This window comes from Streptomyces sp. NPDC054765 (assembly GCF_053612065.1).
This window is the reverse complement of record NZ_JBSHBP010000015.1, coordinates 101,995-115,555: the sequence shown is the minus strand read 5'-3', so window position 1 is coordinate 115,555 and position 13,561 is coordinate 101,995. Positions and strand designations below refer to the sequence as shown.

The 13,561-nt window shown below is 71.5% G+C and carries 13 protein-coding genes; 6 read left to right on the top strand and 7 right to left on the bottom strand.

Features of this window, described 5'->3' with window-relative positions:
• Nucleotide 1 precedes the first annotated feature (1 nt).
• Entirely contained in the window at nt 2-427 is a 426-nt protein-coding gene (locus ACWGJY_RS12860) for a hypothetical protein (protein ID WP_453260821.1), read from the bottom strand.
• 225 nt (nt 428-652) lie between these two features.
• Here ACWGJY_RS12860 and ACWGJY_RS12855 point away from each other — a divergent pair, with 225 nt between their 5' ends.
• The 3 genes from ACWGJY_RS12855 to ACWGJY_RS12845 all read left to right on the top strand — a co-directional run bounded on the left by ACWGJY_RS12855 (nt 653) and on the right by ACWGJY_RS12845 (nt 2,939).
• Nucleotides 653-1,363 (top strand): YoaK family protein, encoded by a 711-nt coding sequence (locus ACWGJY_RS12855; RefSeq protein WP_453260820.1) that lies wholly within the window; start codon nt 653-655, stop codon nt 1,361-1,363.
• A gap of 232 nt (nt 1,364-1,595) precedes the next feature.
• On the top strand, nt 1,596-2,402 hold the full coding sequence (locus ACWGJY_RS12850; RefSeq protein ID WP_453260819.1) for an SGNH/GDSL hydrolase family protein: 807 nt from the start codon (nt 1,596-1,598) through the stop codon (nt 2,400-2,402).
• A 273-nt stretch (nt 2,403-2,675) separates the two neighbouring features.
• Nucleotides 2,676-2,939: a hypothetical protein gene (locus ACWGJY_RS12845; protein WP_453260818.1), complete on the top strand. Its 264-nt coding sequence runs from the start codon at nt 2,676-2,678 to the stop codon at nt 2,937-2,939.
• Between the two features lie 330 nt (nt 2,940-3,269).
• Here the strand turns inward: ACWGJY_RS12845 and ACWGJY_RS12840 are convergent, their stop codons facing one another.
• On the bottom strand, nt 3,270-4,523 hold the full coding sequence (locus tag ACWGJY_RS12840; RefSeq protein ID WP_453260817.1) for a type ISP restriction/modification enzyme: 1,254 nt from the start codon (nt 4,521-4,523) through the stop codon (nt 3,270-3,272).
• Nucleotides 4,524-4,741: 218 nt separating this feature from the next.
• On the opposite strand from ACWGJY_RS12840, the gene ACWGJY_RS12835 reads away from it, so the two are divergent.
• Complete coding sequence (locus ACWGJY_RS12835; protein ID WP_453260816.1) at nt 4,742-6,133, top strand: MFS transporter; 1,392 nt, start codon at nt 4,742-4,744, stop codon at nt 6,131-6,133.
• A gap of 48 nt (nt 6,134-6,181) precedes the next feature.
• Here the strand turns inward: ACWGJY_RS12835 and ACWGJY_RS12830 are convergent, their stop codons facing one another.
• Both ACWGJY_RS12830 and hmgA read right to left on the bottom strand, forming a co-directional pair.
• Nucleotides 6,182-6,931 (bottom strand): GntR family transcriptional regulator, encoded by a 750-nt coding sequence (locus tag ACWGJY_RS12830; protein ID WP_453260815.1) that lies wholly within the window; start codon nt 6,929-6,931, stop codon nt 6,182-6,184.
• Nucleotides 6,932-6,950: 19 nt separating this feature from the next.
• The gene (hmgA, locus tag ACWGJY_RS12825; RefSeq protein ID WP_453260814.1) at nt 6,951-8,276 is read right to left on the bottom strand and encodes a homogentisate 1,2-dioxygenase; all 1,326 of its coding nucleotides are present in this window, start codon (nt 8,274-8,276) and stop codon (nt 6,951-6,953) included.
• 139 nt (nt 8,277-8,415) lie between these two features.
• Between hmgA and ACWGJY_RS12820 the strand changes: the two genes are divergently transcribed.
• Entirely contained in the window at nt 8,416-9,072 is a 657-nt protein-coding gene (locus tag ACWGJY_RS12820; protein WP_453260813.1) for a TetR family transcriptional regulator, read from the top strand.
• Between the two features lie 217 nt (nt 9,073-9,289).
• The gene (locus tag ACWGJY_RS12815; RefSeq protein ID WP_453260812.1) at nt 9,290-10,795 is read left to right on the top strand and encodes a CitMHS family transporter; all 1,506 of its coding nucleotides are present in this window, start codon (nt 9,290-9,292) and stop codon (nt 10,793-10,795) included.
• A 288-nt stretch (nt 10,796-11,083) separates the two neighbouring features.
• Here the strand turns inward: ACWGJY_RS12815 and ACWGJY_RS12810 are convergent, their stop codons facing one another.
• The 3 genes from ACWGJY_RS12810 to ACWGJY_RS12800 form a co-directional block, all read right to left on the bottom strand.
• Entirely contained in the window at nt 11,084-12,223 is a 1,140-nt protein-coding gene (locus ACWGJY_RS12810) for a Fic family protein (protein WP_453260811.1), read from the bottom strand.
• 476 nt (nt 12,224-12,699) lie between these two features.
• Nucleotides 12,700-13,098: a hypothetical protein gene (locus ACWGJY_RS12805; RefSeq protein WP_453260810.1), complete on the bottom strand. Its 399-nt coding sequence runs from the start codon at nt 13,096-13,098 to the stop codon at nt 12,700-12,702.
• Nucleotides 13,095-13,379: a hypothetical protein gene (locus ACWGJY_RS12800; protein ID WP_451688240.1), complete on the bottom strand. Its 285-nt coding sequence runs from the start codon at nt 13,377-13,379 to the stop codon at nt 13,095-13,097. The genes ACWGJY_RS12805 and ACWGJY_RS12800 overlap by 4 nt, the downstream gene beginning before the upstream one ends.
• Nucleotides 13,380-13,561 lie beyond the last annotated feature (182 nt).

Sequence of the window (13,561 nt, the reverse complement as noted above, 5' to 3'; positions counted from 1 at the left end):
CTCAGCCCGCCCGGCTTCCGGGCGCCCGGCCGGTCCGCCGCCGTACCGCACCGGCGCTGAGCAGGGCCCCGCTGAGCGCCGCCACCGCGAGCACACCGCCGCGCAGCGACCACAGATGCAGCGTGAGCATGGCCTGTGCCACCAGCAGATCGACGGCCAGCGCCCCGGCCCCGGCGGCGACCGCCCGGCCGAGCGGATCCATCCGCCCGAGCGCGGTGGCGAGCGCACCGGCCGGCGCCATCAGAAGGAAGAAGAGCGTGAGCGGCGCACGCAGCGGCGAGCCGCTGCCGACGAGCGCGAGGACGGCCCCCATGGCGCCGAGACCGGCCGCCATCCCCGCCATCAGCGACACGGTGGCGCTCGCCGGGCGGGCGTCGGCCGGCGGCCGGTCATACGAGCCGTGGTGAGCGATGGTCTTGGTGTGCATGGGCAGCTTTGCCCCCCATAAGCGCCGGATGCCGGGCCTCAATGTCGCGCAACGCCCGGAACACCGTCAAGACACGAAGACGACCGGAAACCTACGCAACCGGGCAGGGGGCCGGGTGTTGGCGGGCCGCCCTCGGACGGCGCAATGGCGGCACTGCGGATCGGCCGTCCGGAGACTGGGAGCACATGCCGCGAGGTGAGGTGACCGCTGGAAGGAGCCGCGTGCGTGGAGCCGCCGAGCGGAACCGCCCTGACGGTGATCATGGTGTGTCTGACCATGGCCACCGGAGTCCTGGACGCCGTCAGCTTTCTGGCGCTCGGTCAGGTCTTCACCGCGACCCAGACCGGCAATCTGCTCTTCCTCGGCTTCGGGCTGGCCGGGCAGGGCGGGCTGCCGGTCCTGGCGACGGTGGTGTCGCTCGGTGCCTTCGTGCTGGGTGCGGCGCTCGGGGCCCGGACGGAGTCGGCGCTGGCCGCGCGGCGTCGCCAGTGGTTCCCGGTCGCGCTGGCCACCGAGGCGGCGTTGCTGGTCGCGGCCGCGGCGGCCGCCTGGGAGCCGGGGCCGTCCCGGGGCCTGCCGCCGGGCCGGCGCTGTGCCGTCATCGGGCTGATGGCGGTGGCGATGGGCATGCGCAATGTCACCGCCATGCGGGCCGCGGCGCCCGACCTCACGACGACGGTGGAGACCCGGGCGATGACGGCGCTGGTCAGCGGGTCACCACTGGGGCACGACAGGAGACTGGGGTACGGCTCCCACGCCATGGGCCGCCGGCTGTTCTCGGTCGCCTCGATGTTCGCCGGCGGTCTCCTCGGTGCCGGGCTGCTCGGCCTGGGGACCCGGCCGGCCCTGGTGCTCCTGCTGGTGGCCTTCTTCGTCGCGGCCACCGCCCTCCTCGTGCCCGGCCTCGCCCGCCGCCGGCACCCCGCGGGGGGTTGACCGGCCCACCGGAGAGGGACCCGGCGCCCCGCCCGCAGGGCGCCGGTCCGGTCGCCGTCGTAGCCGGGTGACGGTCGCCGTCGTCGCCCCGGGGCAGCGGCCGGGCGGTGAACATCCCACCCGGACCGGCATATTTGCCGTGAACTGCCGATGATCTTTGGCATGGACACTTCCGACTACCGGTGAGTTTTGCTACCACGAAAGTGGCAGAGATCCTGCTAAGGGAGGTTCCATGAGACTGTCCCGGTTTGCGGCCTTGACGTCCGCCTTCTTCGTCACCTCGGCGCTCGCGCTCACCGGCGCGAGCGCCGCCGCGTCCGCCCAACTCCCCACCGCCACGGGCTATGTGGCTCTCGGCGACTCCTACTCCTCCGGCGTCGGAGCCGGCAGCTACGACAGCGCCAGCGGCTCCTGCATGCGCAGCTCCAAGGCCTACCCCGCCCTCTGGGCGGCCGCGCACTCCCCCTCCTCGTTCCGGTTCACCGCCTGTTCCGGCGCCCGAACGGGTGATGTTCTGAGCGGCCAGCTCGCACCACTGAGCAGCTCCACCGGCCTGGTCAGCATCACCATCGGCGGCAATGACGCCGGTTTCGCCGACACCATGACGACCTGTGCGCTCCAGGGCGAGAGCGCCTGTCTCGCCCGGGTCGCCCAGGCCAGGAGCTATATCGACAACACCCTGCCCGCTCAGCTCGACGGGGTGTACAGCGCCATCTCCCGCAAGGCCCCGGCCGCGCATGTGGTGGTCGTGGGCTACCCCCGCTTCTACAAGCTCGGCGGCAGCTGTATCGCCGGGCTCTCCGAGAAGTCCCGTGCCGCGATCAACGGCGCCGCGGACGACATCAACGGCGTCACCGCCAAGCGGGCCGCCGACCACGGCTTCAGCTTCGCCGATGTCAACGCCACGTTCTCCGGCCATGAGCTGTGCTCCGGCAGCGCCTGGCTGCACAGCGTGACCTACCCCATCCTGGAGTCCTACCACCCGACCGCCGCCGGGCAGTCCGGCGGCTATCTGCCGGTGTTCGCCTCCGCTGCGTAACCGTCCGCTCGCCGGGCACCGGGGAGAGAGGGTGAGACACCGGTCTCTCTCCGGGCGTCCTGGCGGCCCGTCAGACGCCTCGGCGGGCCTTCCGCCGAAGCCGGATGACGCTCAACTCGCCCTGCTCCGTGTGGTGTACGTGGCATTCCGTATGGTGTTCGTCAACGCCAAGGCGAGGCAGGTGAATCCGTTGACCGGTCTGCACGCGTGTCCTCCGAGAGAGATAGGGTTACCCTGCCCGGGGCCGGGTGCCCTCGTAGGGTGGGGAGAGTTATGGAACAGATAACAGTGCGTAGCAGGGCGCGAGTACCTGCCATCAGCTGCGGGAGCAGTGCGTCCAGCGCGCGCCTCGACCGCCATTTCGCTGTGCTGGGTGGTCCCGCCATCCCGCAGCGTGAGGTGGAGGGCGCGACCTCGCTGATGCAGGAACTCACCGCACGTGATCATTCGCGTACGAGGAACAGCCGCGGCGCCAGGGTGTCGCTCTTCGCGCCGCTGCGCAGGCTGCGGCGCTCGCTGTTCGGGGGTCACGGCTGATCCGCTGCTGAAGCGGCATCTCGGGCGAGCACACCGTCCCGGCGCGGCACTGCGGTCCGAGCGCTCGTCAGGCCCAGGGCGCCGGCGGTTCGTCGGTGTGCTCGCCGGGGCGGAAACCTTTGCCCCGAGGTGCCGTGCGGCGCCCGCTCTTCGCCCGGCCCCGTCCCCGCCCGGCCGGTGCAGCACTCCCCACCACCCGTTGCTCCGCGACGGGTGGTTTTTTTGTCCGTGCCGCCGTGCCGCCGTGCCGCCGTGCCGCCGTGCCGCCGGTTCTGCCCGGTGCGGCCGTGCCGCTGGGGGCGGCGACCGCGGTGGTACGTACCGGGCCGCTCACAGCAGCGCGAACTGACCCTCCGGGCCCTCCTCGTGATGGTCGAGCACGGAGGCCGGCCGGTGTGCGGCGACCGGCGCCGGGAGGATGCCGGCCGCGCGCAGTGCGCCCGCCGTCAGCTGCGGACCCTCCTCCGTCTGCCGCCGCAACGCTGCACACCGCGGGCGGAGTTCGGACAGCAGCGTGAGGACGGTGATCAGTTCCAGCAGCTCCGAGGTCCACTCCTGCGGCCAGTTCGCGGGGCGCAGCGCCGCCAGCGAACCGGCCTCGGGCGGCTCCGCGCCCGCCGCTGCGGTGCCGGTGCGCTCGGCCAGCCAGGCCTGAAGGACGCGTACGCCGCCCGCGTGGAAGTCCCAGGCGGCCGACGGCACCGGCGAGATCCGGCCCCCGCCGAGAAGCAGTGCCTCCTCCTGCGGGTCGTAGCCGAAGTCCTGGGGCAGCCCGTGGGCGGGGAGCGCGGAGCGTACGTACGGGCGCCGGCCGCCCGGCATCCGGGGCCGTTCGCCGCCGGCCGCCGCCCCGTGCGGGGCGGCGCCCCGGGTGGTGAGCCACAGCAGCCGCTCGCCGAGCCCGACGCCGTGGTCCCAGAGCTCCGGGTCGGCGGTGAGCGGCACCGTGCAGCCGTCGGGGGAGTGGCGGGCGCTCGCGGCGAGCCAGGCGAGCAGCTGTGCCGGATCCACCGGGCGGTCCAGCCGACGGGCGAGCAGGCCGAGCAGGCCGGGAGCGAGATTCGGTTCCTGCCCGCCGGGCCGCCGGTAGAGCGGATGGATCCGTCCGGGCCGGCCGGCCGGCGACCGTCCGTCGGGCAGCAGCGCGGAGCACACCACCGCGGGGCCGGGCACCTGAGGCACCTGGCCCCACGCGACGACGAACAGCTGCGGTGCGTCCGCCACCCGCCACAGCTCGGGCCGCGCACCGTCGATCAGCCGGTGGTCGGGCAGCAGCCACTGCTGGTCGAACGGGCCGTGCAGGATGCGTACCGGCTCGGGGCACGGCCCGGCCGCCCGGTACAGCCGCTCGGTCGAGGTGGCCTGGCCCGGCAGCTGGCCGACGGCGGAGTGCAGGGTCCGGGCCCGGGACGGGCGGAACAGCCGCTCACGGGCCGCCGCGTCCCCGGCGTCCACCAGCGCCGCCCAACGGGTACGCAGGGTGGCCGGATCCGGCGCCAGCACCCAGGAACGGCCGAGCCGCAGCGGCGCCGCGGACCACGGCATGAGATCGGACAGCCGTGGCGCGTCCTGCTTCGCCGTCACGCGGAGCCCCTCCCGGACCGTTCGGTTGACCCCGGCATGGTATCCACCGGCCCCGGGGCCCTGCCGAATCCGCAGGCCACGTCCACCGTACGGGGCGGGCGCACAGGCGGTCTTCCGCTTGCTGATCTTGAAGGAGTACGGTCCTCGCCGTACGCCGATCACGCGGTGCGGACCTGGCTCCGTCCCGTGCGCCGGGACCTGCTCAGGGGAGGACCGCCATGACGGACACCGCCTCTCCCACGCCCGAACGGCGTGGGGGGACCCCCATCGGCACCCGGGCCGCCGCCCGGCTGGACCGGCTGCCGCCGTCCCGGTGGCACCGCCGCATCACCCTCGTCGTCGGTATCGGTGCCTTCTTCGACCTCTACGAGATCTTCCTCGGCGGGGTGCTGGCCGCGGTCCTCGCCGCACAGTGGCACCTCGGGGACACCGCGAAATCCTGGGTGATCGCCGCCGGTTTCCTGGGGATGTTCGTCGGGGCGAATGTGCTGTCGGTGCTCGCCGACCGCCTCGGCCGGCGCCGGATGTTCCTGGTCAACCTGGGGGCGTATGCGCTGTTCTCGCTGCTGTGTGCCTTCGCATCGGATCTGCCCTGGCTCCTCGTCCTGCGTTTTCTGTCCGGGCTCGGGCTCGGCGCCGAACTCGTGCTGGTGGACACCTATCTCGCGGAGTTCCTGCCCCGGGCGGTACGCGGGCGCTATATCGCCCATGCGTACACCCTCGGCTTCCTCGGCGTTCCGGTCGCCGCGCTGCTCGGCGCCCGGCTGGTGGCCGCCCATCAGCTGCTGGGCATCGAGGGCTGGCGCTGGCTGCTGGTGGCCGGTGCGCTGGGTGCCGCGTTCATCCAGCTGATGCGCCGCCAACTCCCGGAATCCCCACGGTGGTTGACCGTGCAGGGGCGCACCGAGGAGGCCGAGCGGATCGTGGCCGGGCTGGAGGAGCGGGTGGCCCGGGAGAGCGGCGGCAGTCTGCCGTCCGTGCCGGAGGCGGAGACCGTCCCGGAGCGGAAGGTGCCGCTGGGCGAGATGTTCCGGGGCGAGCAGCGGCGGCGCACCGTGATGTGGTGGATCTTCCAGGTGCTGCAGACCGTCGGCTACTACGGCTTCGGGTCCCTGGCGCCGGTGGTGCTCACCGCGAAGGGCCACTCCGTCACCGAGTCGCTGCTGTACGCGGCGCTGGGCTTCTGCGGCTATCCGATCGGCTCCGCGCTGTCCGTCCCGCTCATCGACCGGATCGAGCGCCGGACGCTGATCATCGCCTCCGCGCTCGGCATCGCCGGCTGCGGGACGGCCTTCGGCTTCGCCACCGCCACCTGGGCCATCATCACCTTCGGCTTCCTGCTGACGGTGTGCAGCAACGTTTTCTCCAACGCCTTCCACGTCTACCAGACCGAGATCTTCCCGACCGGTCTGCGCAGCAGTGCGATCGGCATCGCCTACTCGCTGTCCCGGCTCACCTCGGTCGTGCTGCCGTTCGTCGCGCTGAGCGTGCTGAACGACCTGGGGCCCGCGGCGGTGTTCCTCGGCTCGGCGGGGCTGATGCTGCTGCTGTGCCTGGACGTGGCGCTGCTGGGGCCGCGCAGTACGGGGCGGAGCCTGGAGCGCATCTGAGGCCCGGGAGAGCCGTGGCCCGGCGGGGATGCCGCCCGGCGGGCCGGGTCAGTGCGCCTCCAGGGTGACCGTGAACGAGAAGCGGTCGCCGCGGTAGTGGATCCGGGCGACATCGACCGCGCGGCCGTCCTCGTCGTAGGTGATGCCGGTGTAGTGCAGGATCGGGCTCAGCAGCGGAACCTGCAGCAGCCGGGCGGTCTCCGGGTCGGCCAGCCGGGCCTCGACGGTGTCGGTGATCCGGCTGATCCGTACGCCCACCGCGTCCCGCAGGACCTTCGTCATCGGCCGGCGCAGCAGATCCGCGGGATCGATCAGCGCGGCGACATCGGGCCGTACGTAGTTGTGCGCGTGGTTGGTGGGCTCGCCGGTCTCCTCGTCGCCGCGCAGCCGGTGGAAACCGGTCACCTCGGCCAGGTCCGGGAAGTACGGGGACAGTTCGGACGGCACCGTGGCGGGGCCGTGCGCCAGCAGCTCGGTGCGCATCCCGGACTGCTGGGCCACGATCGCGTCCACGGAACCCAGCAGCCGCACCGGCGCACCGCGCCGTGCGCTCGGCTCGATGAAGGTGCCACGGCGCCGGTGCCGGCTGATCAGGCCCTCCGTCTCCAGTTCCTTGAGGGCCTGGCGCATGGTCAGCACGCTCACGCCGTAGTGCGCGGCGAGCGCGTCCTCGGTGGGCAGCCGCAGCGGAGCCTCGGGGGAGCGGCCCAGTATGGAGGCGCGCAACGACTGCGAAACCTGGTACCACAGCGGCAGCTTGCGGTTCAGGGCGAGCGAGTCGGGAGCGAAGGTGGTCACGAGACGGTCCTCCCCGGTGTCACAGGCGGAAGTGGCGCTGGAGACCCTGCCATACGTCGTCGTAACCGCGCTGCAGATGGCCGGCGTCCCGGGCCTGTCCGGTCAGCGTCAGCGGCCAGCGGGTCTCGAACATGAAGGCCAGCCCGTCGTCGATCTTCTGCGGCCGCAGCTCGGCGGCGCTCGCCCGGTCGAAGGTCTCCCGGTCGGGCCCGTGCGCCGACATCATGTTGTGCAGCGAGCCGCCGCCCGGCACAAAACCCTCCGCCTTCGCGTCATAGGCACCCTCGATGAGCCCCATGTACTCCGTCATCACATTGCGGTGGAAGTACGGCGGCCGGAAGGTGTCCTCGCCGACCAGCCAGCGCGGCGCGAAGGCCACGAAGTCCACGCCGGCCAGTCCCGGGGTGTCGGAGGGGGAGGTGAGGACGGTGAAGATCGACGGGTCGGGGTGGTCGTAGCTGATCGAGCCGATGACATTGAAGCGGCGCAGGTCGTAGACGTACGGGACATGGTTGCCGTGCCAGGCGACGACATCCAGCGGCGAGTGGTCGTAGACGGCCGTCCAGAGGTTGCCGCAGAACTTGTTGACGACCTCCACGGGGCCCTCGACGTCCTCGTAGGCGGCGACCGGTGCGCGGAAGTCCCGTGCATTGGCCAGCCCGTTGGCGCCGATCGGACCGAGGTCGGGCAGCTGGAAGGGCCGGCCGTAGTTCTCGCAGACGTAGCCGCGGGCGGTGGCGTCCAGCAGCTCGACGCGGAAACGCACGCCGCGCGGGATCAGTGCCACCTCGCCCGGTTCGGCGCGCAGCAAGCCGAGTTCGGTACGCAGCAGCAGTCCGCCGCGCTCCGGTACGAGCAGCAGCTCACCGTCCGCGTTGCCGAACACCCGGCGGTCCATGGAGGTGTTGGCGTAATACAGATGGACGGCCATGCCGGCGCGCCGGCCGGCATCGCCGTTGCCGCCCAGCGTCCACAGCCCGTCCAGGAAGTCGGTGGGGCCGGTGGGCTCGGGCAGCGGGTTCCAGCGCAGCCGGTTGGGGTCGGGGACGCTGTCGGTGAACGGCGCCGAGCGCAGCGCGCGCTGCTCGGCGCGGACGAACGGCGGATGGGCGGCCGACGGGCGGATGCGATAGAGCCAGGAGCGGTGGTTGTGGTCGCGCGGTTCGGTGAACGCCGACCCGCTGAGCTGCTCGGCATACAGCCCGAGCGGTGCGCGCTGGGGGGAGTTGCGGCCCGCCGGCAGCGCGCCCGGCACGGCCTGCGAGCTGTGCTCGTTGCCGAAGCCGGTGGCGTACACCAGCCCCTCGGCCGTCTTCCTCGCCTGCTCGCTGCCCGTGCCTGCCATCGCGTGCTCCCGCCGCTCAAGGAATCCTATGCAAGACCTTAGGATTGCCGTGGGGGGCCGTCAACGGAGAGTCCCGGCCGCGTCGGCCGGATCGCGCCGATGGCGCCCCGTCCGTCCGCGGGGTGGGCAGGATGGCCGGGTGCAGCAGCCGACTCCCCGCCCCACCCCGCCGTCGACTCCCCTCCGCCGTGCGCCCGTCCAGCGGCGCAGCGCCCAGCGGCTGGCCAGAATCCTCGACGCCTGTGCCGAAGTCCTGGAGGAGGCCGGATACGACGAGCTGAGCACCCGGGCCGTGGCGGTCCGTGCCGGTGTCCCGATCGGCTCCGTCTACCGCTTCTTCCCCCACAAGCGGGCCATGGCCGAGGCCCTCGCCGCGCGCAATCTCGACGCCTACGCGGACCGCATCACCGACCGGCTGACCGCACCGGCCGGAGCGCCGCTCCAGTGGCGCCACGCGATGGATGTGGTGGTCGACGAGTACCTCGTCATGAAACGGACGATGCCGGGCTTCGCCCTGGTGGAGTTCACCGTCCCCGCCCCGCGCGCATCCCGGCAGGCCAATTACCAGGTCGCCGACCGGCTGCGGGTGCTGTTCGCCGGTCCGCTCGGCCTGGACACCGCCGACGAGCGGCTGCGCACCGCCTTCCTGGTCGGCGTCGAGACGGCCGATGCGCTGCTCCAGCTCGCCTTCCGCACCGACCCGGCCGGTGACCCCGCCATCGTCGCGGAGACCAAGGAGCTGCTCCGGGCCTATCTGGCGCGCTACTTGGACGGGGCGGGTGCGGGGGAGGAGTGAGGGCCGGGCAGCTGCCACCGGGCCCGCTCCCGGGTGCCGGGGCGGGCGGCGGGCCGCCGGTTGTGCGCATGCCCGTCCGGGGAGATCAGCATTGACCTGGGGTTTTGCTCGTATTGCTCGCGTGTCAAGACCTTGTTAACAAAAGTTTGCCGGACCTAACGTCGCCTGGACCGCCACCCCCCGGCAGTTGTTCAAGGGCGAACGTGAGGTACCTCTGATGCTGACAATCCTCGGATTTGTCATGATCGCCACCTTCCTGGTGCTGATCATGATGAAGAAGATGTCACCGATGGCCGCGCTGGTGATCATCCCCGCGCTGTTCTGCGTCCTGGCCGGACAGGGCGCACACCTGGGCGACTACGTCCTCAAGGGCATCGGCGACCTGGCCCCCACGGCCGCGATGCTGATGTTCGCCATCATCTACTTCGGGGTGATGATCGACGTCGGGCTCTTCGACCCGGTCGTCCGCGGCATCCTGAAGTTCTGCAAGGCCGACCCGGTGCGGGTGGTGGTCGGCACGGCGCTGCTCGCCGCGATCGTCTCGCTCGACGGCGACGGCTCCACCACCTTCATGATCACCGTCTCGGCGCTCTACCCGCTCTACAAGCGGCTGAAGATGAGCCTGGTGGTCATGACCGGTGTCGCCGCCACCGCCAACGGCGTGATGAACACCCTCCCCTGGGGCGGCCCGACCGCCCGCGCCGCCACCGCGCTCAAGCTCGACGCCGGCGACATCTTCATCCCGATGATCCCCGCCCTGGCCGTCGGCCTGGCCGCGGTCTTCGTCCTCGCGTACGTCCTCGGCCGGCGCGAGCGCAAGCGGCTCGGCGTCCTGACCCTCGGCGACACCCGGGTGGTCACCGAGCCCGCGGACGAGAAGGAGAGCGGGCAGGTCCTGGTCGGCGCGGGCGCGGGGGCGGCAGCGGGCGGTACGGCGGGCCTCCCGGCCAAGGCGCGGCGGGCCACCGGCGGCTCCGGCCCCGGCCCCGGCCCCGGCGTCGACCGTGACGCGGCGACGGACTCCCGTACGGCCCCCGACACGGCGACGGACTCCGGCGACCACGCTGCCGACGACGACGGCCTCCGGACCCTGGACCCGCAGCGCGCCACCCTGCGGCCCAAGCTCTACTGGTTCAATGCCGCGCTCACCGTCGCGCTGCTCGCCCTGCTGATCCTCCAGGCCCTGCCGATCCCGGTCCTCTTCCTCCTCGGTGCGGCCCTCGCCCTCACGGTCAACTTCCCGCAGATGAAGGACCAGAAGGCCCGCGTCGCCGCCCACGCCGAGAACGTGCTCAACGTCTCCGGGATGGTCTTCGCCGCCGCCGTCTTCACCGGCGTGCTCACCGGGACCGGCATGGTCGAGCACATGGCGCGCTGGCTGGTCGGCGGCATCCCCGACGCGCTCGGCCCGCACATGGGCATCGTCACCGGCGTCCTCAGCATCCCGCTGACCTACTTCATGTCCAACGACGGCTTCTACTTCGGCATCGTGCCGATCCTCGCCGAGGCCGGCGCCGCCCACGGCGTGGCCCCCGTCGAGATCGCCCGTGCCGCCCTCGCCGGCCAGGCGCTGCACATGTCCAGCCCGCTGGTCCCGGCCGTCTACGTCCTCGTCGGCATGGCCAAGGTCGAGTTCGGCGACCACACCAGGTTCACCGTCAAGTGGGCAGTACTGACCTCCCTGGTGGTCCTGTGCGCCGGTGTGCTCTTCGGCATCATCTAGCCAGGGGCCCGTGCGTGTCCCACACCGGCAGGGGCGTGCTGGGGCTGTGTGTCCAGCTGTGTCAGCCGGCGCCGCGGTGTCCGGCAGAGGTGGCGCGGGACGGGGCGCTGTGGGCGTCCACCGCGCCGCTGAGGACCACGGCCGGGGCTCCCACCCCAAGGGCGGCGAGCAGCATGATGGCTGGCCTGTCTCGCAGTGACCTGTGCTGCGCACCCTGGTCAGCCGACGCATCCGCGAGGTGTGGAAGCGGCATTCCGCGGGCGCCCCCGTAGTCGGCGCAGCGGGAATCTAGGTGGAGTACGGGTCGGCGATGGTGTGGTGTCGCTGGGCTGTGGCCAGGACGTTCTGCGGGAAGCGGGCCCCGGCGACGTAGTGGCGGCCTTTCGTCTGGCCGACTGCGGTGAGGACCTCGGCCTTTGTCAGAGCCTGCAGATCCCGGGTTGCCTGCTGGGTGTTGAGGCCCTCGGCCTTCTCGTAGCGTGAGCGCCGTACCCGGCCCACCATCGCCACTTCGTGCAGCGCCGTCACCTGCCGCTCCGAGATCCCCAGGCTCCCGGAGGCTTCCGTGAGCTGGATCCAGCAGTCGTTCGACCGCTCGACACGGCGCTGCACCCGCTGGGCCTGCTGGTGATAGGCGAGGAGGTTGAACTTGATCCACGGCGCGGTGTCCCGTTCGGGCGAGTGGACGGGGCCGCCGACTTCGCGCAGCACCTTGTAGTACTCCCAGGTGTTGCCCGGCATGCCCAGCCACTCCTCGATCGAGGAGAACTCCGGGGCCAGGACGCCGCCCCGGGCGATCAGCAGCGTCTGCAGCGAGCGGGACATGCGGCCGTTGCCGTGGGACCAGGGGTGGATCTTCACCAGGTTCAGGTGCGCCATCGCGGCGCGGATCAGGACGTGGGCGCCGAGGTCGCCGTCGTTGAGCCAGTCGACGAGTTCGCCCATCAGGCCGGGAACAGTCTCGGGGTCGGGGCCTTCGTAGTCGGTGGCGAGTTCGTCTCCGGGTGCGGTGATCCGGATGGAGTTCTTGCGCCACTGGCCGGCGGTCCGTTGCGGGTGGTGGTGGCCCTGGAGCATCCAGTGGAGGCCGTTGAGGAGCTCCTTGTTGTAGCGGAAGTCGACGGTGTCGTGGAGGGACTGGATGTAGGTCATGGCCCGTTGGTAAGCGAGGGTCTCGGCCTTGTTCTCGTCGGTGGCCTCGACCTCGCGTTCACCGTCCATCAGGTCGGCGACGTCCCGGGCATCGACCCGGTAGCCCTCGATGGTGTTCGACGCCGCGATGGCGCTCGCCGTCAGCGCTTTACGCAGGTCCAGCGTCCATTTCATGGGGACCTGCTGCACCGCGTGGCGCAGCTGGTCGCGCATGTCGACGATCTGTTCCAGCACCTGGTGGTCGACGGAGTCCAGGCGAGGCATTCGATACAACATGAAGCAATGATACCAAGCTCCTATCATTCATTGGAGTCGTCGTGGCATCGAGCGCATCAGAACGCCTGACGGGGGCATCTCGACCAGCGCGCCCGGCAGGGGGTGGCGACAGTCCCTTGGCGGCCGCGACCAGGGCGAGCCGGTGTGGTGACCGGTCGGCCATACGCGGGAGATACCGGTCGGCCATACGCGGGGGATGGGGGCCAGAGCTTCGACATTGTTCCCCAGGGCGGCGACGACTCCACCGGTATTCGAAGCATGCCCCCTGACCAACGGTGGACCATCCCGCGTGCCACGTTCAGCGTGGTTTGTAGCGGCCGGCCCTCCGCTCAACAATTGGCCTAGCCCGTAAGGCGTCCGGTGGGTCGGGTGACAGGACCCGCCGGACACGCCTTTGTCCGCGGCAACCGGAATATGGTCGTGGCCCGGCGCTGTCCGTGGTGCGCTATGCCTGGGATTCCCGAACCGGGGCCCCGTTAATGGAAGCCCAGCATGCCGGGTGAGTCGATGTCGACGGTGACCACGCCGGGCGGGTAGGCGTTCTCGTTGCCGGTCAGCAGGATCGACATGCCGGTGAACTCGGGGCGTGGCAGTGCGCAGTACAGGGCGTGGCAGGTGTCGGGGCCGCCGTAGCCGTCGCGGATCATGGTGCCGACGCTGACGGCGGCCATCGTGTCGAGGCTGTCGACGGCCACGGAGGAGAAGGTGAGGACGCGCTGCGAAAGGTCCTCTTCGCCGGCTTCGGCCTGGGTCAGGCACAGGGCGGGGATGCTGAGGCGTTCGCCGGGCGTCTTCGCCATGTTGCCGGCCAGGAGGTTCAGCGTTTTGTGGCCGCCGGCGAGTGCCCTGACGGCACTGGTGTCGAGGATGATCACGCTGCGGTGCCCCCGGCGGCACGGACCTTCTCGGCAGCGATCTTGTAGATGTTGCCGAGCACGTCGGGGGCTTGCTCGAACTCCTCGTCGGGGATGTCCACGCCCATCATGCGGCGTACGACCTCCCGGTCGGCGGCCAGCCGTTCTGCACGCTGTGCCGCAGTCGGCTGCTGGGCGGCCAGCGCTTCGACCAGCTGGCCGATGCTCACGCCGCGCTCCTTGGCGAGCTCGGCAAGGTGATCACGGGTCTCCCGCTGCACCTGAATCGTCGTCGATGCCATAGAAGCACTATAGAACACCTATGGTGACTGGCGTCTCGCAGTGCGCAGGGGCACCTCCCATCCTCCCGTCGTCGCCCACCAGGTGACGACGCGCTGCTCGGGGAAGTACGGCGGGGGGGCGGCGCCGGGAGCCCAGCAGGCGCCCCGCCCCGCGCCGGGACCGCGGCGGCGCAGGGGCGCGC